The 24,848-nt window shown below is 43.0% G+C and carries 24 protein-coding genes; 17 read left to right on the top strand and 7 right to left on the bottom strand.

Annotation, left to right across the window (positions count from 1 at the left end; translation table 11 throughout):
- Positions 1–117: 117 nt before the first annotated feature.
- A complete protein-coding gene (gene secG, locus G3569_RS02635; RefSeq protein ID WP_165265800.1) occupies positions 118–522 on the top strand; it encodes a preprotein translocase subunit SecG in 405 nt (134 codons plus the stop codon).
- 94 nt (positions 523–616) lie between these two features.
- On the opposite strand, the gene mnmE is transcribed toward secG, so the two are convergent.
- Positions 617–2,029, bottom strand: coding sequence for a tRNA uridine-5-carboxymethylaminomethyl(34) synthesis GTPase MnmE (mnmE, locus tag G3569_RS02640; RefSeq protein WP_165265802.1), 1,413 nt, complete (start codon positions 2,027–2,029; stop codon positions 617–619).
- Between the two features lie 112 nt (positions 2,030–2,141).
- On the opposite strand from mnmE, the gene G3569_RS02645 reads away from it, so the two are divergent.
- Positions 2,142–2,924 carry a hypothetical protein gene (locus G3569_RS02645; protein WP_205719996.1) on the top strand — a complete coding sequence of 261 codons (783 nt, stop codon included), beginning with the start codon at positions 2,142–2,144 and terminating at the stop codon, positions 2,922–2,924.
- Positions 2,925–3,011: 87 nt separating this feature from the next.
- Here the strand turns inward: G3569_RS02645 and G3569_RS02650 are convergent, their stop codons facing one another.
- Positions 3,012–4,874 carry a peptide MFS transporter gene (locus G3569_RS02650; protein ID WP_165265806.1) on the bottom strand — a complete coding sequence of 621 codons (1,863 nt, stop codon included), beginning with the start codon at positions 4,872–4,874 and terminating at the stop codon, positions 3,012–3,014.
- A gap of 250 nt (positions 4,875–5,124) precedes the next feature.
- Between G3569_RS02650 and hutU the strand changes: the two genes are divergently transcribed.
- From hutU to G3569_RS02670, 5 genes are all read left to right on the top strand, one after another.
- A complete protein-coding gene (hutU, locus tag G3569_RS02655; protein ID WP_165266012.1) occupies positions 5,125–6,777 on the top strand; it encodes a urocanate hydratase in 1,653 nt (550 codons plus the stop codon).
- Between the two features lie 373 nt (positions 6,778–7,150).
- Entirely contained in the window at positions 7,151–7,789 is a 639-nt protein-coding gene (locus G3569_RS02660; RefSeq protein ID WP_165265807.1) for a transposase, read from the top strand.
- A 411-nt stretch (positions 7,790–8,200) separates the two neighbouring features.
- Complete coding sequence (locus G3569_RS18695; RefSeq protein ID WP_276611284.1) at positions 8,201–8,326, top strand: hypothetical protein; 126 nt, start codon at positions 8,201–8,203, stop codon at positions 8,324–8,326.
- Between the two features lie 140 nt (positions 8,327–8,466).
- The gene (locus tag G3569_RS02665; RefSeq protein WP_165265809.1) at positions 8,467–9,669 is read left to right on the top strand and encodes an MFS transporter; all 1,203 of its coding nucleotides are present in this window, start codon (positions 8,467–8,469) and stop codon (positions 9,667–9,669) included.
- A 40-nt stretch (positions 9,670–9,709) separates the two neighbouring features.
- Positions 9,710–10,183 (top strand): DUF456 domain-containing protein, encoded by a 474-nt coding sequence (locus G3569_RS02670; RefSeq protein WP_165265811.1) that lies wholly within the window; start codon positions 9,710–9,712, stop codon positions 10,181–10,183.
- Positions 10,184–10,357: 174 nt separating this feature from the next.
- Here the strand turns inward: G3569_RS02670 and G3569_RS02675 are convergent, their stop codons facing one another.
- Both G3569_RS02675 and G3569_RS02680 read right to left on the bottom strand, forming a co-directional pair.
- The gene (locus G3569_RS02675) at positions 10,358–10,576 is read right to left on the bottom strand and encodes a VOC family protein (protein ID WP_165265813.1); all 219 of its coding nucleotides are present in this window, start codon (positions 10,574–10,576) and stop codon (positions 10,358–10,360) included.
- Positions 10,577–10,613: 37 nt separating this feature from the next.
- The gene (locus G3569_RS02680) at positions 10,614–11,273 is read right to left on the bottom strand and encodes a class I SAM-dependent methyltransferase (protein WP_165265815.1); all 660 of its coding nucleotides are present in this window, start codon (positions 11,271–11,273) and stop codon (positions 10,614–10,616) included.
- 201 nt (positions 11,274–11,474) lie between these two features.
- Between G3569_RS02680 and G3569_RS02685 the strand changes: the two genes are divergently transcribed.
- The 5 genes from G3569_RS02685 to hutH all read left to right on the top strand — a co-directional run bounded on the left by G3569_RS02685 (position 11,475) and on the right by hutH (position 16,671).
- On the top strand, positions 11,475–12,050 hold the full coding sequence (locus G3569_RS02685) for a TetR/AcrR family transcriptional regulator (RefSeq protein ID WP_165265817.1): 576 nt from the start codon (positions 11,475–11,477) through the stop codon (positions 12,048–12,050).
- Between the two features lie 34 nt (positions 12,051–12,084).
- Positions 12,085–13,080: an NADP-dependent oxidoreductase gene (locus G3569_RS02690; RefSeq protein WP_165265819.1), complete on the top strand. Its 996-nt coding sequence runs from the start codon at positions 12,085–12,087 to the stop codon at positions 13,078–13,080.
- Between the two features lie 17 nt (positions 13,081–13,097).
- Positions 13,098–14,258, top strand: coding sequence for an iron-containing alcohol dehydrogenase (locus G3569_RS02695; protein WP_165265821.1), 1,161 nt, complete (start codon positions 13,098–13,100; stop codon positions 14,256–14,258).
- Between the two features lie 48 nt (positions 14,259–14,306).
- The gene (locus G3569_RS02700) at positions 14,307–14,981 is read left to right on the top strand and encodes a type 1 glutamine amidotransferase domain-containing protein (protein ID WP_165265823.1); all 675 of its coding nucleotides are present in this window, start codon (positions 14,307–14,309) and stop codon (positions 14,979–14,981) included.
- A gap of 193 nt (positions 14,982–15,174) precedes the next feature.
- Complete coding sequence (gene hutH, locus G3569_RS02705) at positions 15,175–16,671, top strand: histidine ammonia-lyase (RefSeq protein WP_165265825.1); 1,497 nt, start codon at positions 15,175–15,177, stop codon at positions 16,669–16,671.
- Between the two features lie 66 nt (positions 16,672–16,737).
- Here the strand turns inward: hutH and G3569_RS02710 are convergent, their stop codons facing one another.
- On the bottom strand, positions 16,738–17,118 hold the full coding sequence (locus G3569_RS02710; RefSeq protein ID WP_165265827.1) for a hypothetical protein: 381 nt from the start codon (positions 17,116–17,118) through the stop codon (positions 16,738–16,740).
- Between the two features lie 378 nt (positions 17,119–17,496).
- On the opposite strand from G3569_RS02710, the gene hutI reads away from it, so the two are divergent.
- The 3 genes from hutI (at position 17,497) to G3569_RS02725 (ending at position 19,710) form a co-directional block, all read left to right on the top strand.
- Positions 17,497–18,708 carry an imidazolonepropionase gene (gene hutI, locus G3569_RS02715; protein ID WP_165265829.1) on the top strand — a complete coding sequence of 404 codons (1,212 nt, stop codon included), beginning with the start codon at positions 17,497–17,499 and terminating at the stop codon, positions 18,706–18,708.
- Between the two features lie 66 nt (positions 18,709–18,774).
- Entirely contained in the window at positions 18,775–19,374 is a 600-nt protein-coding gene (locus tag G3569_RS02720; RefSeq protein ID WP_165265831.1) for an adenylate/guanylate cyclase domain-containing protein, read from the top strand.
- 27 nt (positions 19,375–19,401) lie between these two features.
- Positions 19,402–19,710 (top strand): hypothetical protein, encoded by a 309-nt coding sequence (locus G3569_RS02725; protein ID WP_165265833.1) that lies wholly within the window; start codon positions 19,402–19,404, stop codon positions 19,708–19,710.
- Between the two features lie 3 nt (positions 19,711–19,713).
- Here G3569_RS02725 and G3569_RS02730 read toward each other — a convergent pair whose 3' ends face one another.
- A complete protein-coding gene (locus G3569_RS02730; RefSeq protein ID WP_165265835.1) occupies positions 19,714–20,787 on the bottom strand; it encodes a hypothetical protein in 1,074 nt (357 codons plus the stop codon).
- 250 nt (positions 20,788–21,037) lie between these two features.
- Here G3569_RS02730 and G3569_RS02735 point away from each other — a divergent pair, with 250 nt between their 5' ends.
- Positions 21,038–21,973 carry a formimidoylglutamase gene (locus tag G3569_RS02735; RefSeq protein WP_165265837.1) on the top strand — a complete coding sequence of 312 codons (936 nt, stop codon included), beginning with the start codon at positions 21,038–21,040 and terminating at the stop codon, positions 21,971–21,973.
- A gap of 229 nt (positions 21,974–22,202) precedes the next feature.
- Here G3569_RS02735 and G3569_RS02740 read toward each other — a convergent pair whose 3' ends face one another.
- Positions 22,203–23,357, bottom strand: a complete 1,155-nt coding sequence (locus G3569_RS02740) for an Mrp/NBP35 family ATP-binding protein (RefSeq protein WP_165265839.1) — start codon at positions 23,355–23,357, stop codon at positions 22,203–22,205.
- A 390-nt stretch (positions 23,358–23,747) separates the two neighbouring features.
- Between G3569_RS02740 and gcvT the strand changes: the two genes are divergently transcribed.
- Positions 23,748–24,842, top strand: a complete 1,095-nt coding sequence (gene gcvT, locus G3569_RS02745; RefSeq protein ID WP_165265841.1) for a glycine cleavage system aminomethyltransferase GcvT — start codon at positions 23,748–23,750, stop codon at positions 24,840–24,842.
- Positions 24,843–24,848: the final 6 nt, after the last annotated feature.

Genomic DNA, 24,848 nt, shown 5'->3' on the forward strand with positions numbered 1-24,848 from the left:
AATGAAATAATTAGTGGAGTAAACGGTTGTATCTATATCAAACATAATATCATTGTAAAGAAAAGGAATTTTGAATAACTTTACTGGTCTGAAAAACACAGTTACATAGATTTTACCATGCTTTATTATATTATATTATCTGTAATTACGCTCATCTGTATTTTATTAACAATTGTTATCTTGCTGCAGCCGGGGCAGGGACAAGGCATATCCGGTGGTTTAGCAGCTGGTAATGCCGGAGGGCAGGGACTTGGTGCCCGCCGAACGGCCGACTTGCTATCAAAATCAACCTCTGTACTGGGAACGGCGCTATTAGTTCTTTGTGTACTGGCGAACTTTGCAATTGAACGGGGCGGAACTACTGAAAGTGCTGTTCAACAAAGTGGAACAGAGCAGTCGACGCAACAAAATAATATTAATAACCCATCTGAAACTCCTTCTGCTATTCCTGAGTTGCCGGCTAATCAGAGTAACAATGGTGGCGGTAATGGTAATGACGGTGGGTCTGACGACGGAAACTAGTCAGTTCCAGCTTTGAGTTTTTATAAAGCCTGATTCTGTAAAGGGATCGGGCTTTTACTATTGGCATCAGTAGAGGTGCTATATTTTGATATTGTTACTTACCGATACAGAAGCGAGAAAAGATGCTATCCAAAATATCTTCGGTGGTAATTTCGCCCGTAATAGTGCCCAGTTGTTTAAGGGCGGAACGCAGGTCAATAGATAGGAAGTCGCCGGTCATACCGCGGTCGAGAGCTTGAAGGGCACTTTTAACATCTTGCTGAGCCTTCTCCAGGGCATCGCGGTGGCGGCTCGACGTTACCAGAAGGCTCGATGAATCATAATGTTTGTTTTCAAGCGCACGTTGCTTCATTAGTTTTTTGAGATCATCGATAGCTTCTCCTTCTATTGCAGATATTTTAAGATCGTATCTAATACGCTCATCCTCTATTTCTTTGGCGATATCTTTTTTTGTACCGATCAGAATAAAAGGGGTGTCGCCCGCATTTTTCTGAAACTCAGCAATATCCTGGCGCTCTTCTGCAGTAAGTTCCCTCGAAAGGTCTTTTAAATAAACTGCCAGATCTGCCTTTTCAAATGCTTGTTGCGACCGTTTTACTCCTTCCGCTTCTACCACATCTGTTGTCTCACGCAATCCCGCAGTGTCTGTGAGCTTGAACCGTAACCCATCATAGCTCCAGTCCACATCAATGGTGTCGCGCGTTGTGCCGGCAATTTCAGTAACAATAGCTCGATCTTTACCGACAAGCGTATTTAGCAGGGTAGATTTACCAGCGTTAGGTAATCCAATAAAGACGGTGCGTACGCCATGTTTGACAAGGCGCCCGGTTTCATAGGTAGCTAAAAGTTCATCAATTTCTTCATCCAGCTCTTTTAGCAGCTCCTGGAGCTGCTCTTTATCGGCGAACTCCACATCTTCTTCTACAAAATCGAGTTCCAGCTCAACCATAGCTGTGGCATCAATAATTTGCTGGCGGAACTCTTTGATATGTTCACCAAGACGTCCTTCCAGTTGCTGGTGGGCGGCATCCAATGCTTTTTTACTTTTCGCATGAATCAGGTCGGCCACAGCTTCGGCCTGACTTAATTCCATTTTTCCATTAAGGAAAGCTCGTTGGGTAAATTCTCCGGGTTCTGCAGATCGAACCCCTAGAGAAAGTACCGTTTCTAATACGGCCTGTGTTACCAGTACACCACCGTGACAGGAAATTTCAACGGTTTCTTCCCCGGTATACGATTTTGGAGAGCGAAATAGTGTAGCTAATACTTCATCAACGACTTGTCCCTCATTGTCAACAATATTGCCGAAATGTACGGTGTGAGAGTCTTGTTGGGATAGGTCCTTGCCGGAAAATGCTTTATCGACGGTAGCAATAGCATCTTCACCGGATACCCGAATTACTGCAATACCCCCTTCTCCTACAGGAGTGGCAATAGCGGCAATAGGTTCACGTTCAGTAATACTAAGTGTCTGTTGTTCGTTATTTTTGAGGGCTTGATTTTTCATAGTTTCAAATATAACGACTCTAATACCTTAAATCAGGATCCGATAGTAGTTATTTCTTGTTTGATGAGTGTATCTAATTGTTAATGAATTACCTATTAAAATCAGATTTGTTATGCTTATGTCTAGAATTGCGCGCATCCTATTTTTAATGGGAGTATTAATTGTTTCGGGTGTTCTAAGTTGTAGTAATGTGGCTGGAGGTGGGAAAAAATTATCGGAGATAAGTCTTCAAAATGGAAAGAAATTGGTTGAGGCAAATGATTCTGATCTTTCGAAGCAAGAGAAGCAGAGAATACAGCAAATAGCTGAGAAGTTGGCAGTTAGATATGTGAATAACAGAAACCCGGACCAAGTAAAAATACCGGAAGAGATAATATCGTTTTTCTATAACGGTCTCATTCACCTTAAAAAAAGTACAATCCCGGAGGCCAAAAAAGTAACGGATGAATATGTATTGATAGCAAAGACTCCGGCGAATCCAAGAGAAGTACTGCTTTGGGCTGATAAATCAGCTTCATGGTTAGATGCCTGGCGAAATGGAGAGACAAAAACAGGGGTTTCGGAGATTGACCAGCTTATTGAAGAATTCGGTTTAACCCTAAGCGAATATCGTGAATTTACTACGACTAGCCCTGGGGCATTTGCAAGTATGGAAGCCGATCACGCGATCAATGTGTATGCTGTTGGGGATGCCTTTATGAGTCTGGAAGAAATTAAAAAAGCAGGTCCTGATGGATTATTAACCGGTGGACGTGATGTAAAGGCTAAAATTAAAGATAACTACTTAGTATTGGATATAACCGTTGGATCCGGAGATTGCCCGGCTGGTTGTATCAATAAGATTAACCAGAAGTTCCGTATTTTTTCAGATGGGCAGGTAGAACTGGTAGATTAAGTTTTTTAGCTGGGTATAAATAAAAAGCCCTGCCAGGAATAGAAGCCTGACAGGGCTTATTATTTAAATAATAATTCAGAAGTGAGACTATTCTATGTCACCCATTAATCTTTTGACGGGTGGTGCTGCAAGCAGAGCTACTATACCGCCACCGCCTATAAGTAGAGCAACACTCCAAAATAGACCGGTTGGTTCTAAGGTTTCTAATTGCCCAGCCATAAGACCGGCAAACAAGTTGCCAAGTGCGGCCGCCACAAACCAAACTCCCATCATTTGACTGACAAGACGTTCGGGAGCAAGCTTAGTCATTGAAGAAAGTCCAACGGGAGATAGGCAAAGTTCCCCACAAGTATGAAGAAAGTAAGTAACAATGAGCCAGGATGGAGCAACTGAGTTTGCCCCTGTGGCATTAGCGGCACCCCAAGAAATCACAAAAAACCCGGCAGCTAATCCAAGAAGGCCTAGTCCGAACTTTACAGGTATTGAAGGATTGGCGTTTCGGTTTGCCAACCAGGTCCAAAACCAACCAAAAACAGGAGCTAATATTACAATAAAGAGGGGGTTAATATTTTGGAGCATACTTGCCGGCATCTCCCAGGCAGTGGTAAGTTGCGACGAGACATAATAGGTGAAGCCAATAACGAGTAAGGAGAGTCCGACTACTCCTGCCTTGCCAACCCACCATAAATTATTCCGTTTGAATATTCGCCAGCTGATATATCCGAGTGGTAATGCCAGAATAAGTGCGGGTAAAAATGCTCCAATCTGGTTAATTATCCCAAATGGACCAAAAGTGCGATCAGTTTCTCTTTCGGCAAACAGGTTTAGAGAAGAGCCGGCCTGTTCGAAGCCGCTCCAGAAAAGTGCTGCCAGAATAAAGAGCCAAAAAATGACAAATAATCGCTTCTTTTCCAGAGAGACATTTAGGCTCGGCATAAACATTCGAACTGTATTAAAGATCAGAAAAGCTATTACTGTCACTCCAATACCAATTTGATATGAGAATATCGTGTACCCCCAATTAAAAGAAGCGATATAAAATCCTGCTGCGGCTATTAGTAATACAATTCCTATCCACTTAGAATCGTTTATGAGATAGGCAAAGAAAACTACTGCAATAAGTGCAACACTAGTACCAAGTGTTTGAGCTAATTGCTGTAGAGAAATTCCAATAACACCTGTATTCATTAAGATGCTAAACAGTACAATAATTGTCGTAGAAACAGCCGTTGTGATCCAGAAGTTTCGGCTTCGTTTTGATAGGGTCTCTTTACTATCATTCACTTTTAGTTTTCCTGCTTCTCCTAAATTATTCTCACCAATTTTATAGGAAATAAGTCCTAGAAGCATTCCAAAACCGGCCAGTGAAAATCCCCAGTGCCAGTTATAACCTTCTCCAAGAATTCCACAAAGAGTAGGTCCCAAAATAGCACCGAAGTTGATCCCCATATAAAAAATGGAGAATCCTGCATCACGACGAGCTCCTCCTTCGGGATAAAGCTCTCCTACCATGGAGCTTACATTAGGCTTTAAAAGCCCTGTTCCAATTACAATTAAAATAAGTCCCAGATAAAAAGATGACTCATCAGGAAGTCCCATCAAAGGGCCTGCCATGGTAAAGTGGCCTAGAGCAATAATACACCCCCCTACAAATACACTTTTCTTTTGCCCCCATAATTTATCAGCCAACCAGCCACCTGGTAATGCCAAAACATATACAAAAAAAGTATATAGACCGTATATAGCGGTTGCACGGCCATCGCTAAGTCCAAGGCCTGGGTTGTCACCCGTTATAGCAGCTGTCATAAAAAGGACAAGCAGGGCGCGCATCCCGTAATAGCTAAAGCGTTCCCAAAATTCAGTGAAAAATAACGTAGATAACCCTCGTGGATGTCCGAAAAAATCATCCTTTTGGCTAGGGTCAGCTGTTCCTGCCTGTTCGTTTGACATTGAGTGCTAGTATTTATTTAGAATTGCAGTTTCCCAAAAAAATTGTTCCATATTTATGCGGTACATGATAATTAAACCATTATAGTGAAGCAACTTCAAAAAAAGTGCTCCAATGCACCTACTTTATAAAAGATTAAGGGGTATTCCTATCGCAAATTCATGTTATAAAAATGAATTAGACTTATTACAGTGGCTCTGTTACCTTTGGAAAAACATTAACTAAGAGAAACCAATGAGTTCAAACACCGAAATGGTCAAAAACATAAAAGCACCCACCGGAACCGATATGCAATGCAAGGGTTGGCATCAAGAAGCAGCCATGCGCATGCTAATGAATAACCTGGACCCTGATGTTGCCGAAAAGCCTGATGAGTTGATTGTATATGGGGGAAGCGGGAAGGCTGCCCGAAATTGGGAGTGCTATCACAAAATTATAGAAACGCTTAAGCGTCTGGAAAATGATGAGACGATGCTTGTACAGAGCGGAAAGCCGGTAGGCGTATTTCGGACGCATGAAGAAGCCCCACGTGTTCTTATTGCCAATTCTCACTTAGTGCCTAATTGGGCTAATTGGGATGAGTTTCGAAGCCTCGAAAAGAAGGGGTTGACCATGTATGGGCAGATGACGGCAGGCTCATGGATCTATATCGGGACCCAAGGTATTTTACAGGGGACCTATGAAACTTTCGCCGAATGTGCGCGACAGAAATTTAATGGTACGTTAAAAGGGCAGCTGTTGGTAACGGCCGGCCTTGGCGGTATGGGTGGTGCTCAGCCCTTGGCGGCTACGATGAATGGTGCTGCTTGCATTGGAATTGAGGTAGATGAGCACCGTATCGACCGGCGGGTAGAAACCGGCTATTGTGATATCAAGTGCACCAGTTTGGATGAAGCCCTTGAAAAAGCATTGGATGCCAAAGAGAAAGGCGAAGCCTTGTCTATCGGTTTGCTGGGAAATGTTGCTGAGGTGCTTCCTGCAATGCTAGAAAAAGGAGTAATTCCCGATGTACTTACCGATCAAACATCGGCGCACGACCTGCATGTAGGGTATATCCCGGCGGGCATGTCCATTGAAGAAGCAGCCGAAGAGCGGGAGTTAAACCCGAAGATGTACCAGGAAGCTGTACTGGATTCTATGGTTACCCATGTAGATACGATGCTTAAGATGCAGGAAAAGGGGGCTATAACCTTTGACTATGGCAATAACTTGCGGGGACAGGTGGCCGATCATCGCGGAATGGAAGAGGCGTTTAATTTTCCGGGCTTTGTACCGGCCTTTATCCGCCCGTTGTTTTGCCGTGGTTCCGGGCCATTCCGTTGGGCTGCACTCTCAGGTAATCCCGAAGATATCTATACTACGGATAAAGCTGTGTTGGAAACTTTCCCGGAAAAAGAATCACTGGCTCGCTGGATACACAAGGCGCAAGACCAAGTACAATTCCAGGGGCTGCCATCACGTATTTGCTGGCTGGAGTATGGCGAACGTGCTGAAATGGGAGCAAAGTTCAACTGGCTGGTCAAAAAAGGAAAGGTTGATGCGCCATTGGTTATTGGCCGCGATCATCTCGATACTGGATCGGTGGCATCACCCAACCGCGAGACAGAGGCTATGAAAGACGGTTCGGATGCGATCGCCGATTGGCCCCTCCTGAATGCGATGCTCAATACGGCCAGTGGTGCCAGTTGGGTATCACTGCACCACGGCGGAGGAGTAGGCATTGGTTACTCTATCCACGCCGGAATGGTTTGCGTAGCCGACGGTACCGAGATGGCCGATGAGCGATTGCAACGGGTATTGACCAACGATCCCGGAAGTGGCGTTATGCGTCATGCTGATGCAGGATACGACGAGGCTGTCAAAACAGCTAAAGAACGCGGTGTCGATCTGCCGATGGTGGAATAGAGTTCCGAATTTATTTTATAATTAACGTCGGACGGGTTGGCAACCCGTCCAATTCGCTATAAAGTTATGTGTAGTTATTTTAATAAATGACCCTGAGGCAGAGTCATCGGAGAGTACTTTGATTAAATAATATCGCTTTTTTACAAGTTAATAAAGGACGGATTAACAATCCGTCCAACTTATGTAAGAGAGATGAGCTATTACAAGAGAAAACTGCCACACCGGCAACCGGCGGGAGCAGAATTTTTTGTTACAACTAGATTAAAAGGTTCATTGCCGCAGTCAGCAAGGTAGGTCGGACATCTTGTCCGACTTTTGATAAAAATAATCTACTTTAAAAAAACTGACGGACAGGGATGTCCGTCCTACTAATATGGCTTTTTATCGGAGAAAATTACCACATTGGCAGCCTAAAGAAGCGGAATTCTTTATTACTTTTCGACTAGCCGGCTCATTACCTGTTGAGGTTATAAAAAGGCTGAAATCCTACCGGAAAGAATTACATGATGAGGTCGATGAAGAGGAAAGGGATAAGATCGAACAAGGTATATTTCGGAAATACGAGAAACTACTCGATAGTGCTCAGGTAGGCCCAACATGGTTGGAGAATAGTGAAGTAGCGGAAGCTGTTGGAAATGCGATGCATTTCTTTGACGGTAAGCGGTATGACCTATATTGCTATTGCATTATGTGTAACCATGTACATATCGTCTTTAAGCATACTACTAAGAGTAAGGATAACGATAGTTCTAAAAGCGATTATCCCATTACAAAAATCATGCAAAGCATAAAATCTTATTCTGCCTTGAAGTGTAATAAGCTGCTTAACCGTACCGGTGCTTTTTGGCAGCCCGAAAGCTATGATCGTGTGATTAGAGATCAAAATGAGCTTGAGAAAACCATACGATATGTTTTGAATAATCCGGTAAAAGCAGGTCTGGTTACAAAATGGGAGCAGTGGCCACATAGCTATTGCAAACTGGAGTATCTGGATACCTTTCGTAGCAGCTAAACTGAATTTTGATAACGTAGGTCAGACATCCTGTCCGACATTGGGTAAAAATTCTACTTTAAAAGTCTTGACGGGCAGGGATGCCCGTCCTACTTTTATGTTTATTAATAGAGAAAGCTGCCGCACTAGCAACTACCGGGAGTTAAATTTTTATTACAACTAAGAGTCTGTCAGACATAGCCGAATCTACTGCGAAAAATCCAAGGTTGGCCAGATTGTGAGCTCTTTATCGTTAAACAGGTCCACTATCCGCCTCAAGAGACTCCCAATCTGACTCAAATCGACATCTTCTCGCTACAATTCACTAAGTCCGGTAGATACTTAGGTTAAAAGGTTCATTATCGCAGTCAGCAAAGCAGTAGGTCGGACATCTTGTCCGACTTTAAAAACATAATATATTTAAAGGGACCTTTGCAAAACCAGGCAGTCATCCTGAAGGTAATGAAGGATCTCCCTTTCAACGGCAGCAGATGGATACTGGAGATTCTTCGACAAGCTCAGAATGACGAAATCAAAGGTTTTGCAAAGCCCTCTTAAAAAAACTGACGGGCAGGGATGCCCGTCCTACTATCTTATATATAGGGTAGATAAGTTGAAATATTGGCAAGTCGTTCTACTATTTGTGTTATTAGACTAGCAATCAAACAAATTATTGAGTTAAGTTGGTCCGCTTATTTATGTCCAAATCTATTCCCAAACGTATTCTTCCTGTTATTGTGTTGGCCCAGTTTGCCGGAACTTCGCTCTGGTTTGCCGGTAATGCAGTGATACCGGATTTGGTACAAGAGCTTCAACTTACTGAGATGGCTGTAGGCTACATCACTTCTGCGGTGCAGTTTGGCTTTATAAGCGGCACACTGCTTTTTGCATTCCTAAGCGTGGCTGATCGCATTTCACCAAGCAAAGTGTTCTTGGGGTGTGCGCTTTTAGGTGCCGCCTGTAATGCAGTTACTGTTTATTCTGATACTTTTTTGTTGTTGATATTAAGCCGGTTCGGAACGGGTTTTTTCTTGGCGGGTATTTACCCGGTGGGCATGAAAATAGCCTCTGACTGGCACAAAGAAGGCTTGGGAAAAGCATTGGGATATTTAGTAGGTGCCTTAGTGTTGGGAACGGGATTTCCACACTTAATAAAATTTATGACATCTGATCTTCCGTGGAGAACTATCCTGTTTGCAACCTCAGCCTTTTCTGGTTTTGGGGGCATATTGCTTTATGCTGCCGTACCGGATGGTCCGCACCAAGGAAAGAAGGGAGAGTTTAGGCCGGCAGTGGTGTTCCAGCTATTTAAAAATAAGAACTTCCGATCTGCAGCTTTTGGGTACTTTGGTCACATGTGGGAGCTATACACCTTTTGGGCTTTTGTGCCAATCATGCTGGGTTTTTATGTAGAGCTAAATAATGGAATTTATGGGAGTGTTCCCCTCTGGTCATTTATCATTATCGGGATTGGAGGAATAAGTTGTGCGGTTGGCGGACATTGGGCACTTAAAACAAGCAGTAAAAAAGTAGCTCTGGTATCACTTATCGGTTCGGGCATTTGCTGCCTGTTGGCCCCTCTTCTGTTTGAGCTTTCGTTTATGGTATTTATAGTCCTGTTACTCACCTGGGGTATTTTTGTGGTTTCGGATTCCCCCCAGTTTTCAACGCTTGTCGCCCAGTCGTCAGATCGGGAATATGTAGCAACGGGATTGACAATTGTAAACAGTATCGGTTTTGCCATAACTATTTTTAGCATCCAACTGGTTAACATGATGTGGGCTCGCTGGCAAAGCCCGGCAGTGTTTTTAGTGATGGCAATGGGACCTGTAGTTGGGGCAATTTCTATTATGAAGTATCGTCTGCATCAGAAAAAAGATGAAACTATAGCTACGGTTTAAACGTGCACTGTAGGTAAATCATCCAATTAAACCTATCAATATGGAAACCATTCTTATACTTTTGGCCGGGCTGCTTATTGTTGCGGGATTTATAGGAGCCCTGTTACCCGTCGTCCCCGGTCCGCCCATCAGTTATTTGGGATTACTTGTTTTGCAGTTAACGTCTGCCCATCCGTTCAGTTTGCAGTTTTTCATTATTTGGGGTCTTATTGTTTTTGTCCTGATGGTTTTGGATAATGTCATTCCCGCCTACGGCGCAAAGAAATTCGGTGGGTCGCCTTATGGCATTTGGGGATGCATTATTGGAATGGTTATTGGGATCTTCTTCTCACCCATAGGATTAATTGTAGGCCCTTTAGTTGGGGCATTTGCAGGAGAACTTATTGGTGGACAAACCTCGGATCAAGCTATGCGTTCGGCAGTAGGTTCTTTTTTAGGATTTATGGCAAGTACCGTGCTGAAACTCATAGCCAGCGGGATGATGGGCTACTACTTTTTTATCAATGCACTTTAATGTTATGCTGAGGCGGCTTCATTGACTTCCAGCCAGTAGCCGTCAGGATCTTGAAAGTAGACCTGTCGAACTCCATCGGCTCTGGTTGTAATATTTTCGGGGATCCCCTTTGAATTATGAGGAGTAATATTGTGTGATTTTAGGTGATCGATAAAATCATCAACGGCGGCCAGCTTAAGTGCAAGGTGAACTCCGATATTGAGCTGTAGCCCTTCCTGTTTCTCCCTCTACAATATGCAGTTCATTTCCATTGCCCAGTGAAAACCATCGGATATGTTCTTTTTGGGTGCGGTTTTTAATCTCACGGAGACCCAGCACCTTTTTATAAAAGGAGACACTTGTCTGAAGGTTTTCAACTTTTAACGTATAGTGATCAAAAGATAAATCGAACATGATAATGCAAAGTGATTTTAGAGTGAGTAAATAAAAATTACTCCGATTTTTTAAAAATAACTACGCGTTTAGCGGGAAAATTGATCGAGGCATTCCATTTGTTTGCCAGCCATTCAAAAGTCTGTTTAGTATAAAAGGTAACGTGGGTTTCATCCAGTCGATAGTGCCAGTTGGCAAAAAATGTTTTATCATCCTCAGCAATTTTAGTCATAATGCCCAAGTAGCCGCCAGGTTTTAGGCAATCCCATAGTCTGTCGAACTCCTTTCGGGGATGAAACAGATGCTCCACAACCTCAGTAGCGGTTATAAAATCGTACTTTTCGTCAAAGAAAGTCTCATCATCCGCATAAAAAGGATCGTAAATATTCATATCATGTCCCTGTTCTTCAAACATGAGGTTGAGGGTTGGTCCCGGACCTGATCCGAAGTCAAGTCCCTTGCTTCCCGGTTCCAGCTTTTTATTCAGTGGTTCAAAGAGTTGTCCAAGGAAATTCCGATAGCCCTCATCATTGGGATCATTTTCGTGTGTTTCATATCGCTCAAACTCTTCTTCTGTTGAGGGGCGGTCTTTGGGTGAAGCAAAGATTAGTCGGCAATTTGGACACTGGTAATAATCACTGGCATAGTGATCCGACTGATCTTGATAAAAAAGGTGAACATTGGCATTGCCGCATAAAGTGCAAGATGATACAGACATATTGGTAAAAGGTTAAATCAATACTTTTTGTAGAAGATACAAATTACAGCTCCTTTCTTGTTATAAAGACTGGAGAAAACTGAGGAGAATGAATTAGGTGTATCCGGAACATATAGATAGTTAGTATATTTTTTATATATTAAGTGAATGAACGTTCATTCATTATTGTTGTATTGTCCAGCAGCACAAAAAACTACTACAATGACAGACAAAAATACCGATAAGCGTACCGCTTTGCTATCAGCCACACTAGACCTGGTAAGCAATCATGGATTTCATAATGCTCCGATGGCTAAAATTGCCAAGCTTGCTGATGTTTCGGCGGGGACTATCTATAATTACTTCAGTAATAAGCAGGACCTTGTAGATAGTCTTTACCTGCATATTAAAAATGAGTTTACCAATGCTGCGTTTCAGGGTTACGATGAAGAAAAGCCTGTTAAAGAAGGGATTAAGCTTATATGGTTTAATATGATTGAATATAAAATGGCTAATCCCAAGCAGGCTAATTTTTTGTCGCAGTGTGAAGATTCTCAGATCGTATCAGCGTCGGTACGTGAACAGGCGTTAGAACACCTGCAACCTTTGTTAAATCTATGGGAACGCGGGCAAGGGAAAGGGGTGATACGAGATGTTTCTCCCTATTTGCTTTATGCCTATATGGTGTACCCATTGTCATTTTTTGTAGCAGTTAAAAAACGAGATGAGTTTCACCTCACGTCAGAAATGCAACAACACTCTTTTGAGATGGCCTGGAGTGCCATCACAATAAAATAACAGAACAAATATTTGAATTTAAAAAAAGTATCAGATGAATAAAGTAATAAAACTAGCAAACAGACCCGTTGGAAAGCCTGAGGTATCGGATTTCGATTTTGAAGAAATCGATAAACCTACTCCTTCAGAAGGAGAACTACTATTAGAAGCCAAATATGTGTCGGTAGATCCATATTTGCGTGGTCGAATGAGTGAAGCAGAATCCTATGTAGAACCATTTGAGCTGGATAAACCAATTAGTTCGGCTATAGTCGCAAAGGTAATCTCAAGCAATAATGGAGAATTTAATGAAGGCGATTATGTGTCGGGTGAACTTGATTGGAAGGAATACCAAGTATCCGATGGAAAAGAACTACGGAAAGTGGATCCTGATGGAGCCCCGTTGTCTGCGAACCTTGGGATTTTGGGAATGACCGGAATTACCGCCTATATAGGATTAACAGAAATAGGTGAATTAAAAGAAGGAGAAACATTAGTTGTTTCCGGTGCCGCAGGTGCTGTAGGCAGTGTTGTGGGACAGATTGGGAAGATCAAGAATTGTCATGTTGTAGGTATCGCTGGCTCGGATGAAAAAGTTGAGTTATTAAAAACAAAGTTCGGCTTTGATGAGGGAATCAACTACAAAAAGACAGAAAATATGGGGCAAGCTATTGCTAAAGCATCTCCCGATGGCGTAGATGTGTATTTCGATAATGTTGGCGGGCGCATCTCTGATGGAGTGTATCAAAATATGAATGACTTTGGCCGGGTAATAAACTGTGGCGCTATTGCCCTGTATAATGCTACCGAAATGCCGACCGGTCCCCGGGTGGAACCAATGCTGGTCCAAAAGCGGCTATCAATGCAAGGCTTTATTGTAGGAGACCATCAAGATAAGTTTGGTGAAGCAGTAAAACAGCTGGCAGGATGGTTGGCAGAGGGAAAACTGGAGTATTCAGAAACAATTGTTGAAGGATTTGAAAATATTCCTCAAGCCTTTTTGGATCTGTTTGAAGGGAAGAATCAAGGAAAAATGATCGTTAAAGTTTAAACCACATCATATACAGAATGCAAAATTTCGACTTTTATAATCCGACAAAAATATTATTTGGTGAAGGAAAAATTGAAACTATAACCGAAGAAATTCCAGATGATGCCAAAGTGCTGATGACGTACGGCGGTGGAAGTATCAAGCGCAATGGTATTTATGAACAAGTTACCGAAGCACTAGTCGATTTTGAAGTTGTTGAATTTGGAGGTATCCCCCCGAATCCAGAATACGAAGTACTTTTGGAAGCACTGGACGTTATTAAGGATGAAAATATAGACTTTATATTGGCCGTTGGTGGCGGATCGGTCATTGACGGAACCAAGTTCCTGTCTGCCGCGGCCCTGTATGACGGTAACGAACCGTGGGAGCTCTTATCGGACCCCATTCGCGTGGAAGAAGGTTTACCCTTTGGAACGGTATTAACACTACCCGCGACGGCATCTGAGATGAATTCCGGTGCTGTGGTGTCTCGTGAAGAGACCAAAGAGAAGTTAGCTATGGGCGGTCCGGGACTTTTCCCAAAATTTTCGGTATTGGATCCCACTGCTGTTAGAACTATACCCGAGCGTCAATTGGCAAATGGGATCACGGATGCGTTTACGCACGTGCTCGAGCAATATATGACATATCCCGCCGGAGGACATCTGCAGGATCGTTTTGCCGAAAGCATTATGCAGACTCTTATTGAATTAGCGCCAAAGATCATGGAAGACCCGTCTGATTATGAGGCTGCCTCTAATTTTATGTGGAGCTGTACGATGGCATTGAATGGGTTAATCCAAAAGGGAGTACCCACTGACTGGGCCGTGCATGCAATGGGACACGAACTTACGGCCTTGTATGGAATAGACCATGCGCGTACTCTTGCTATCATTGCCCCGCGTCATTACGAAGAGAACTTTGGTCACAAGAAAGAGAAGCTAGCTCAATATGGCGAGCGCGTTTGGAATATCACCGAGGGGGATACCGATACAAAAGCAACCAAAGCTATTGAGAAGACCGAATCTTTTTTCCATTCTCTCAATATAGATACAAAACTCTCTGATTATACGGATGATTACGAAGGGACTGCCCAGATCATAGCAGAACGCTTTAAAGAACGCGGATGGACCGGGTTGGGAGAGCATAAAGAGCTAGGTCCTGACCAGGTGAAAACCATTGTGGAAAAGAGCTACTAGCATTTAAATGAATATACAATCAAATTTTAAGTAACAAGTAACATTACTATGGACATTTTATTTGTACTAACATCGCACGATGAATTGGGAGATACCGGCAAGAAGACCGGTTTTTGGGTCGAAGAATTTGCCAGTCCCTATTATACCCTTTTAGATGAGGGGGCAAATATAACACTGGCAACCCCCAAAGGTGGGGCTGCTCCTGTTGATCCCCAAAGTGAAGCCGATGATGCCCAGACAGAAGCTACAGAACGATTTTATAACGATGAGGAAACAAAGCAAAAAATTAACAACACAAAGCGTATCTCGGAGGTAGACGCAGATGACTTTGATGCGGTATTTTATCCCGGAGGACATGGTCCGCTTTGGGATCTGGCCGAGGATGAAGAATCTATCTCACTCATTGAAGCCTTTAATGCCCAGGGGAAACCCGTTTCATTTGTTTGCCATGCACCGGCTGCATTGAAGAATGTGAAAGGAACAGATGGAGAACCCTTGGTGAGCGGTAAAAAGGTAACCGGCTTTTCCAATGATGAAGAAGACGCCGTTGGTCTTACCGAGGTTGTTCCATTCTTGGTTGAGGATATGTTGGCCAATAATGGAGGTAACTACAGTAAGGCTGAAAGCTGGGCTCCCTATGCTGTAGCAGAGGGGAATCTTATCACCGGACAAAATCCTGCATCATCAGAATTGGTAGCTAAAAAATTGTTGAAGAAGATTTAGCATAATCAATTAAGGCAAAAACAAGAAGGGACAGTACTTAAATTGTGCTGTCCCTTTTTTTGTGAGAAGATACTTACCAAGTCCACAGTTCAACATTAATATGAAGAAATCTTAAGTGTTTGCCGAGATCGCAAGTTGGGCAACTGCTGTGTTTATCCTATCTTCGGGAAAATAAAAGCAATAAGGTATTCAAATGATTACGCTACAAAACCTATACTCAGATTTATCCGAAAGTATTGAAAGTTTAAAGCAAAACCCGGAAGCGGTACGGTCCTCCCGAGAAATTGTGGAAGAAGCCCTGAACCGGGATGAGCCTATGTATGGCATCAATACGGGGTTCGGAGCACTGGCCAATAAACGCGTTGGCGACCAAGAGCTAAAGCAGTTGCAGCGGAACCTGATTCTTTCGCATTCTGTAGGGGTTGGGGACCTTATCCCCAAAGATATTTCTAGGCTGATGTTGCAAATTAAGATCCATTCATTGGGTTTGGGCAATTCAGGAATATCAGAAGAAACCTTTCGTCGGCTTATCTATTTTGTAGAACATGATCTTATTCCCGCTATGCCCGAAAAAGGGAGTGTGGGCGCATCCGGTGATTTAGCCCCGTTAGCTCATATGTCGCTGCCCTTGTTGGGATATGGAGTATTTTGGAATGCTGATGGGACAGATACCATCCCCGCTGAAAAGGTATTAAATGAACACGATCTCGAACCCATCGATCTGCAGGCCAAGGACGGTTTGTCATTGATTAACGGTACGCAGTTAATGAGTGGGTATGGGGCATATGTATTAGAGAAATCGATGAGCTTGATGAAGACGGCAGATCTTATAGCAGCGATGAGTCTTGAAGCTCTGCAGGGTAGTATTAAGCCGTTTGATGAGCGTATTCACAAGATTAGGCCTCACAAAGGTCAGCAAGAAGTGGCAAGAAACGTCCGTGAACTACTGGTAAAAAGTGAGATTCTGGAATCTCATCGTAATTGTGGGAAAGTGCAGGACCCATATTGCCTGCGCTGCGTGCCACAGGTACATGGAGCCAGTCGGGATGGATTACGATATTGCAGCGAGCAAATTGAGACCGAGTTAAACTCCGTAACAGATAATCCTTTAGTGTTTGAAAATGGGGATATTATCAGCGGAGGTAACTTTCACGGGCAACCGTTGGCATTGGCTCTTGATCACGCCAAAATCGCTTTAGCTGAGTTTGCAAGCATCTCGGAGCGCCGAACGTATCTATTATTAGAGGGGCACGACGGACTTCCTGAACTGTTGATGGAAGAGACGGGTATTAACTCCGGCTTTATGATTCCGCAATATACGTCAGCATCGTTGGTATCAGAAAACAAGGTATTATCCCATCCATCTTCTGTAGATTCTATCCCCACTAGCCTGGGACAAGAAGACCACGTGAGTATGGGGAGTATCAGCGCATTAAAGTTGTTAGATATTTATCAAAATGCAGAACAGGTGCTGGCTATTGAGCTATTTACCGCTGCGCAGGCGTTGGATTTCAGAAAACCCTTGCGCCCGGGTCGTGGTGTTGAGATTGCCCATGATTATGTGCGCAATGCAATACCTCATGCCCAAAAAGACCATTATTTTAAGGATGATATTAATGAAGCGGTATCCTTAATACAAAACCGAAGCATGGTTAAAGAGGTTGAAAAAATGTTAGTGGAGTTGATATAGCTAATTTGCAGATTATTAGTTTCGCAAATAGGATACAAAAAATTGGGGCTAAGAAAAATCTGCAGTTTAGTTCTTTTTGCTAATAATTATTACTCCGTTTTTGCCTTCTTCTCCATATCGTATTGTTGCACTTGATGAACCGAGGAAATCAATTTTAACCCATTCGTTCTTATCTACAATATTTAGAATGCGGGAAAGACTTCTGCCCATTTGAACATCATCAAGAACAAAAAGTGGTTTTGTAGTTCCTTTGATAGTAGTGGAGATGGTATTATAAGCTTCGTTGCCACGTACAGTTATTCGAGGTAATCTGTTTATCCGAAGCTTAAGTTTATCGGCTGTGAAATAAGAATCGGTACTTGATGGTTTTGTACTATTTCCTGTACCCGCACAACTTATTATAACGAATGAAAATATAATGATCAGTACTGTTGAAGTTAAGCGCATAACGTCTTTTTTGGTTATCAATTTTAAGTGTAAAAAGGTATATCTCTCTACTAAAATCTAATTTATTAGATTGTCAATAATTTACTTCAATAAGCTATTAGTTTTTAACTCTAATAGTTTAATAATGACTCAGTTCAATGAAATGGACTATTAAAATGACCTTATGGCTAATGAGAATGTATAGTTCTTATTACACAATAAAATGCTCGTTTGATAATACAGAATTTCGGTAAATATTGAGTCATCAATGCATAGTTTTACTATGCTATTCACTTAATTTCATATCTTTTTTCATTAAAAAACCACAAATTTCTACTTATATATACGAGAAGTTAATTTGATATGACAATTATAAAGGTTTAATCTGATAGTAGTTGTATGCCTGTATTAAAAAACATTGGTTTCCTGGCAACATGTAAGGATAAGGGAGCGCAGAGTGATATCCATCCCATTACCCAAGCTGCAATCGCCTGGGAAGGGGATAGTATTAAATGGGTAGGAAAGGAAGCTGCTTTGCCCGATCAGTATATGAACGAAAAGATGCATGACGCCGGTGGCCGAATGGTTATCCCGGGACTGGTTGACTGCCATACGCATTTAGCTTTTGGGGGATGGCGCCCGGGTGAGTTTGAGATGCGTGTACGCGGAGAAAGCTACCTCGATATTGCAAAAGCCGGAGGCGGAATCTTGTCAACGGTAGAGGCAACTCGCAAGGCATCAGAACAGGAGCTGTTTAAAAAAGCATCCGGTTTTCTTGATGAAATTGCCAAGCAGGGCGTTACAACGGTGGAATGCAAGAGCGGCTACGGATTGTCGCTGAAACATGAGTTGAAGACATTACAGGTGTACCAGCGGCTGGCAGAAGAGAGTCCACTACATATTGTTTCCACCTTTTTGGGGGCACATACTATTCCGCCTGAATATAAAGATGACCGTGAGAGTTATATAGAACTTATTATTGACGAGATGATTCCCACTGTGGCTGAGGAGAGGCTGGCAGACTTCTGCGATATTTTTACCGAAGAATCGGCATTTGATATTGAGGAGTCCCGTAAAATTCTATTGGCCGCAAAAGCAGCAGGACTTACTCCCAAGCTCCATGCAGATCAGCTCACTTCTTGCGGAGGAGCGGAACTTGCGGCCGAGGTAGAAGCAGCCAGTGCCGATCACCTGGAGCAGATTTCAGAACAGGGAATTGAGGATATGGCCGAAGCCGGCGTTGTAGGCGTGACCTTGCCACTGGCTACTCTTTACACCCAGGAAGAACCTTTAAACTGCCGAAAGCTGGTTGATGGCGGTGTGGATGTAGCGGTAGCCACCGATTTTAATCCCGGTTCAGCTCCCACTTACGACTTGCCACTGGCAATGATGTTAACCTGTAACCAGGGACGGTTAACGCCTGCCGAGGTTCTTAAGGGGGCTACCATCAATGCTGCTAAAGCGATTAAGCGGGATTATAGGGTTGGTTCTATTGAAGTAGGTAAGTCAGCAGATTTTGCTGTTATCGATGCTCCTAACCCGAACTTCTGGATGTATCATTACAAAGGAGCAAATTGTGTGGAATCTTATGTGAAGGGGCAAAAGATTTAGAAAGATATAAATTTAGTACATTTAAGGTACTGGAAGGAGATAAACGTTCTTTTCAAAAAATATCTTATGACTAATGATTTTAAGGCCGAGAAGAGAGTAGCAACGATCTTGTTTTGTGATATACGAAACTTCACGAATCTTTTTGATGATGAAGATCCCTTAAAAGCAGTGCATTTTGCAAACACGGTATTGGCTGAGCTTGGAGAAGAGGTAGAGAAGCAGGGTGGAAAGGTAGATCGCTTTACAGGGGATGGTTTTTTGGCACATTTTGGGATTGCAAATGATACTGCAAACCATGTAGGAGATGCTTGTGAAGCTGCATTAAGGATGCGTGGTGCGCTTCAAAATATTAATGCTGCCCGATATTTAGATGTGCAGCAAGTGGTAACTGCTGGCATTGGCATACATACCGGCACTGTTGCAGTTGGTGAGATATCGACAAACCATATCAAACAGACTACTGTGTTGGGAGATGTGGTGAATACAACTGCCCGGATAGAACAATTGACTAAATATTTTTCGGTGGATGTTTTGCTTTCTGAGCAGAGTTATAAGAGGGTGAAAAAAGAGTTCCAGTTTAAGAAGATGCCACCTAAAAAGATAAAAGGTAAAAGAAAGGAAGTTACCACGTGGTGGTTGCTTCCCATGAATGATATGAACGATTAATTATATTTTTAAACTTAACCAGTTGTTATGCAGATTACCGTTGAGGATGGCAGTCAAATTAGTGAGGAAGCCATAGAAGAGCTAAGTAAGCACGCTGACATGATTGAGTGCGAATGCCCGGCACGACTGATGGAGATTTTGGAAAAGGTGCGGGCATTCACAAAATATTCGGAGCAGTGTATTGAAAAATATCCCGAAGATAAAGCAACCCATAAATGGCTGCGTTCTTCTTCAATGAATCTGGACCAGCTTATCTCAACGACCCTTATACAGCTGGCTCGTTATGAAGGGTTTATTAATGAGGATAATGAAATTGTTGAGCGCCCCAGCTCCTGATTGTTATCCTGATATACAGTGAGGAGCTTTTTCCTTTGCCTTGTATTGTTTTTGAAAATTCTTCAACAGCTCAGGGATTCTCCCTAATTTTTCTCCATTTTCTTTAGCCTGTTGTTCAATCTGCTGTGTGTTTTTAATAATATCGCAGGCTTCTTCAAAGTTGTCGATCTCCAGGTATGCTTCAAATAACCACCGGTAAGAGTGATAGTCCCGATCTTTTAACGGTCTATCTGTCTTTTTCTGCCAATTAACGGAAGCGTCATAAGCCTTTATATTAGATTGTATCACTTTATCCCACATCTTCAGCTGCTTAAAAATATGGCTGGGCATATGAATAGCATGAGAGGACGAGTAGGCTACCTCTGAGTAATCATTGGCCGGACGAATTCCCATCTCGGCAAAAGTGCTGTTATCATAAATATGAATAAGGTAGTGCATGCCGCCGGGATGCTTCGGATTGCGTTTGTATAGCTGCTCAAGATTGGCCGCAATAGGAACAAGTTTATCCGGAGCGGGATTGCTGTAATTGTAGTCTGGGGTAGTCATTGAAGCCAGGGCAGAAAAAGCCAGTGTTTCATCACTGGGGTACTTTTCATAAAGGGATTGCATCGCTTGGGCATATTCGGTACGCCGGTCATCCATATCTTTGCGGTCGTTATAGAGAATACGAACGGCATCTAAGTACCCTTTTTCGCGCTCCGTCCAGCTTATGCTACCACTTTCTATTTGACGACCTAATCGTTTCAAAACTTGTGAACCGGCAGACTGATTGTGTTGTTCCCATATTGGGTGGTCATACGTCATCAGTTCACCCCAGTAGGCCATTGCAAAGGTGGGATCTAATGTTTGAGCTTTTTTAAAATGGTCACGGGCCTCCGGGTACCAAAAGCTGTGGAGTGCAAGGACTCCTGTCAAAAATTCTTGTTGTGCTTCGCCGTCTGCCGAAGTGGGGAAATGGATGGAGCCTAATTTAAGCTGGCTGTTAGTCGTTCTGTTTTGAGCAAAAATTGTTGATGAACTTATAAGCAATAATATGCAGGCAGCAAATGATAACAGGAATGATTTTAAATCTAACATAATGGCCAGTGGGTGAAGATTTTGATTCAACAACTCAAGCACTAACATACAATACTCTGAGATCTGTAGAAAGGCCGACAACTTTTTTTACCTAAAAACTGAATTATCATAATCTTACCTGATATTAGTATTGTTTGCGACTCACCTAGCCTTTTAATCGTTAGGCTTAAGGGCTTGCTCCAGCTTTGTAATAATGTTATGCTTAGGGCTATTATCACAAGCAATTTAAAAACGATAAAACAATTCCGCTGTGTCTGATTTTAATCCACCCTCTGTAGCTATTCTTGAAACCGCTAATGATGATCCCCGGTTAGGTCACTGGTTCCGGGATAATCAAGATAATGTTGAGTCGGCAGATGTAGTGTTGCTGGGGTTTCCCTCCGATGAAGGAGTTGCTCGTAATGGAGGGCGTACGGGTGCTTCGGAGGCCCCTAGTGCTATTCGTGAACAGCTTTATAAAATGACGCCCAGTACAGAATATTATCAACCGTTTGTTGAACTGCTTGATAAAACAGCAGATGTCGGGGATGTAGAAGTGACCGGGAGTCTGGAAGAAGATCAGCAGCGCTTAGGGAATGCCGTGGCCGGTTTCTTGGAGCAAGGTGTGGTACCGATCATTTTAGGTGGGGGGCATGAAACAGCGTTTGGCCATTTTTTAGGTTATGCCAAGGCCGATAAAAATACGGCTATTTTTAACCTGGATGCCCATACTGATGTGCGTCCATTGAAAGAGGGGAAGGCCCACTCCGGATCGCCTTTTCGACAGGCGTTAGAACATGAAAGCGGATGCGGTGAAACCTATCTTGTATCGGGAATACAACCTCACTCGGTAGCGCAATCACACCTTGATTTTATTAGAGAACATGGCGGGAACTATATATTTCGTGACGAGACAAATATTACGGCAATATCCGGACAGTTCCACCAGCATGAAAGTGAGCGGTTAATGGTTACTTTTGATATGGATGCGGTGGATCAGTCGCAGGCTCCCGGGGTAAGTGCGCCTTGTACCAATGGGTTGCCGGCCGATTTATGGCTGACATCGGCATATTTGGCCGGCCGAAACGAGCAGGTTTCTTCTTTTGATCTGTCTGAAGTAAATCCTGAATACGATCGTGATGGCCAAACAGCTAAACTTGCGGCCTTAACGATTTGGCATTTTCTACTTGGTTTGAGCCAGCGGTAATAGAACGCGGATCTTACGGGTAGGGCTGGTTTTCACAGGACTGTATTTGTGCAAGTTCGTTGGATCCGGGAACCAGTGTTCTATTATGGCTTATCACTTTATCGCGCAACCATCTCATTTGTGCGGTAATAGTAATAGCTTTTTTACAACAAAACCCCCAGCGTCTTCAAAAACGCCGGGGGTTTAATTGGTATTAAATTTCACTGCAAGCTATGTGGCAGTCCAATATTTAGGGCTTAATCTTAATATCGATTTTCTCCGTAGGATCTTGCTCCTTATTTCGGATAGCCAGCTGCTGAATCACATTGTTTGAAAGTTCAACAAACTTCTTGGCAGAGACAGAATCCAAGTCCTCATCCAAGACAATAGGTTTGCCTTCATCCCCGCTTTCACGCACTTTTTGTTCTAATGGGATTTCTCCAAGGAAGTTGGTACCAATGCGTTCGGCCAAATTCCGAGCCCCGTGCTTTCCGAAAATATGATATTTCTTGTCCGGCATATCTTCAGGGATAAAGTAAGCCATGTTTTCAACGATGCCGAGTACGGGTACATTTACTTTCTTAAACATAGCAACGCCTTTCCGGGCATCATCCAAAGCAACATCTTGAGGGGTAGAGACAATCACAGAGCCGGTGAGCGGCACTGTTTGTACCAGGGTTAACTGAATATCGCCGGTTCCGGGTGGAAGGTCGAGAACCAGATAGTCGAGCTCGCCCCATTCCACTTCATTCATAAACTGTTTAACAGCACTGGTGACCATCGGTCCACGCCAGATCATCGCCTGGTCGGGATCGACCAGCAGGCCCATAGAAAGGAATCGAACCCCGTATTTTTTCATCGGGATAAGCTTTTTGCTTGTCGTAATATTGGGGCGCTCGTGAGTATTCATCATTGTTGGGATACTTGGTCCGTAAATATCGGTATCCAAGAGGCCCACTTTTGCTCCTGTACGAGCAAGGCCACAAGCCAGGTTAACGGCAACAGTAGATTTTCCAACACCGCCTTTTCCGGAAGCAACGGCAATAACATTTTTAACCCCGGAAAGAGCATCTGCTTCCTCATCTTCCTGCTCTTTCTTTTGGCGATGTCCTTGTCCCGGGAATTCTCCCTTATCTTCATTGTCGCGAAACTTGGAGATATTAACGGCAGTATTGATATCCAGCACTGCATCCTCATCGACAAATTTGCGAATAGCCTGCTCGCATTTTTCTTTGAGCTTGGCTTCCAGCTTGGTGTCTTTTTCGGGGAGGTCGATGGTGAAGGTGATAAAGGTGTCTTGTACGACAAGGTCCTCGATCATATCTAAGGTCACGAGATCCTTTTCCATCTGTGGGTGCATCACATGGGTGAGCGCCGTACGCACTTGTTGCTTGTTAATGGCCATCAGCTATAAAATCTTGGTTGTATCTTTGTTAAGTGAAGTCTTCAAAGATAAGCATTTAATACCAGATGCTAAACGTATTTTGTGGATAAAGAAATTAGCCAAAAAAGGAGAGTCAGAGCTTTGATCGCACCTTTTTTGAAGATATATTTATAGTAATAATTATCACAAGAGAATATTTTATGATCCCTTTCGATGTTAGTGACATTAAGAATGAAAAGACATTCTCTATTCTATTGTTAAATCTGTATTTTGGCCCACTCGATTACAGGATATAGGTCCGCGTTCCTTGGCAGAGGGTCCATAAACCAATTCTCTGCGTATATTCTGTATTTAAAACGCTGAAGCGTAACAAAGCTGGTAAAAGAAACTAAACGAAAAAACATATAACTGATGTTAACACGAACTCCTTTTTACGACCTTCACGAACAAGCCGGAGCAAAACTTATCGACTTTGGCGGATTTGAAATGCCCGTGCAGTACGATAGTATCCGAAAAGAACATAACGCAGTACGCGAAGAGGTGGGTATCTTTGATGTCTCTCACATGGGAGAATTTTTTGTATCCGGTGAAGAAGCAGATAAGCTTATACAGTATGTTACTGTTAATGATGTGTCAAAACTGGAGCCGGGGAAGGCACAATATACCGCTATGTGCTACGAAGACGGTGGTATTGTCGATGATCTGATTGTGTATATGCTGGAGGAAAACAGTTATATGCTTGTTGTTAACGCCTCTAATATTGAGAAAGATTTTAACTGGATTAAAGAGCATAATACGTTTGATGCTGAACTGGTTAATAAATCCGATGATTATTGTTTATTGGCTGTTCAGGGACCCAATTCAGTAAAGACGCTGCAAAAACTGACCGATAATGACCTGGAAGAGATTGGATTTTATCGTTTTGAGATTGGAAATCTCGCCGGCTATGATGATGTGATCTTGTCAGGAACCGGGTATACGGGGGAAAAAGGGTTTGAGCTGTATTTTGATAAAAATGAAGTTGACCCCGCTGAAATATGGAATGCTATTTTAGAAGCCGGGGAAGAGTTCGGTATTGAGCCCTGTGGGCTCGGCGCGCGCGATACGCTACGACTGGAGAAGGGATACGCACTTTATGGCAATGATATCACCAAAGATACCCATCCGCTCGAAGCTCGCATGGGATGGTTAACGAAGCTAGATAAGGGTGATTTCATAGGGCGCGATGCCTTGCTTGAAGCCAAGGAGAATAGTTTAGAGCGAAAGCTGGTAGGGCTTACCATCGACGATAAGCGTTCCATTCCACGTAAGGGATATACCATTTTAGATCATAATGATAATGAAATTGGTTTTGTAACAAGCGGATCGCGGTCTATCACTCTTGGAAAAAATATTGGTATGGGCTATGTAACCACTGAACATGCAGAAGAGGGCAATACGGTGATGGTTGAAATCAGAAACAAAAAGGCCGAAGCTACAGTAGTAAAACCACCCTTTGTTAAATAGCAGTGA

This window comes from Fodinibius halophilus, from assembly GCF_011059105.1.
GTDB classification, from domain to species: Bacteria; Bacteroidota; Rhodothermia; order Balneolales; family Balneolaceae; genus Fodinibius; species Fodinibius halophilus.

Bases quoted from the DNA above. Each gene is read 5' to 3' on its own strand.
- secG (WP_165265800.1), top strand. From the start codon at position 118: ATGCTTTATTATATTATATTATCTGTAATTACGCTCATCTGTATTTTA.
- mnmE (WP_165265802.1), bottom strand. From the start codon at position 2,029: ATGAAAAATCAAGCCCTCAAAAATAACGAACAACAGACACTTAGTATT.
- G3569_RS02645 (WP_205719996.1), top strand. From the start codon at position 2,142: ATGCTTATGTCTAGAATTGCGCGCATCCTATTTTTAATGGGAGTATTA.
- G3569_RS02650 (WP_165265806.1), bottom strand. From the start codon at position 4,874: ATGTCAAACGAACAGGCAGGAACAGCTGACCCTAGCCAAAAGGATGAT.
- hutU (WP_165266012.1), top strand. From the start codon at position 5,125: ATGGTCAAAAACATAAAAGCACCCACCGGAACCGATATGCAATGCAAG.
- G3569_RS02660 (WP_165265807.1), top strand. From the start codon at position 7,151: ATGGCTTTTTATCGGAGAAAATTACCACATTGGCAGCCTAAAGAAGCG.
- G3569_RS02665 (WP_165265809.1), top strand. From the start codon at position 8,467: ATGTCCAAATCTATTCCCAAACGTATTCTTCCTGTTATTGTGTTGGCC.
- G3569_RS02670 (WP_165265811.1), top strand. From the start codon at position 9,710: ATGGAAACCATTCTTATACTTTTGGCCGGGCTGCTTATTGTTGCGGGA.
- G3569_RS02675 (WP_165265813.1), bottom strand. From the start codon at position 10,576: ATGTTCGATTTATCTTTTGATCACTATACGTTAAAAGTTGAAAACCTT.
- G3569_RS02680 (WP_165265815.1), bottom strand. From the start codon at position 11,273: ATGTCTGTATCATCTTGCACTTTATGCGGCAATGCCAATGTTCACCTT.
- G3569_RS02685 (WP_165265817.1), top strand. From the start codon at position 11,475: ATGACAGACAAAAATACCGATAAGCGTACCGCTTTGCTATCAGCCACA.
- G3569_RS02690 (WP_165265819.1), top strand. From the start codon at position 12,085: ATGAATAAAGTAATAAAACTAGCAAACAGACCCGTTGGAAAGCCTGAG.
- G3569_RS02695 (WP_165265821.1), top strand. From the start codon at position 13,098: ATGCAAAATTTCGACTTTTATAATCCGACAAAAATATTATTTGGTGAA.
- G3569_RS02700 (WP_165265823.1), top strand. From the start codon at position 14,307: ATGGACATTTTATTTGTACTAACATCGCACGATGAATTGGGAGATACC.
- hutH (WP_165265825.1), top strand. From the start codon at position 15,175: ATGATTACGCTACAAAACCTATACTCAGATTTATCCGAAAGTATTGAA.
- G3569_RS02710 (WP_165265827.1), bottom strand. From the start codon at position 17,118: ATGCGCTTAACTTCAACAGTACTGATCATTATATTTTCATTCGTTATA.
- hutI (WP_165265829.1), top strand. From the start codon at position 17,497: ATGCCTGTATTAAAAAACATTGGTTTCCTGGCAACATGTAAGGATAAG.
- G3569_RS02720 (WP_165265831.1), top strand. From the start codon at position 18,775: ATGACTAATGATTTTAAGGCCGAGAAGAGAGTAGCAACGATCTTGTTT.
- G3569_RS02725 (WP_165265833.1), top strand. From the start codon at position 19,402: ATGCAGATTACCGTTGAGGATGGCAGTCAAATTAGTGAGGAAGCCATA.
- G3569_RS02730 (WP_165265835.1), bottom strand. From the start codon at position 20,787: ATGTTAGATTTAAAATCATTCCTGTTATCATTTGCTGCCTGCATATTA.
- G3569_RS02740 (WP_165265839.1), bottom strand. From the start codon at position 23,357: ATGGCCATTAACAAGCAACAAGTGCGTACGGCGCTCACCCATGTGATG.
- gcvT (WP_165265841.1), top strand. From the start codon at position 23,748: ATGTTAACACGAACTCCTTTTTACGACCTTCACGAACAAGCCGGAGCA.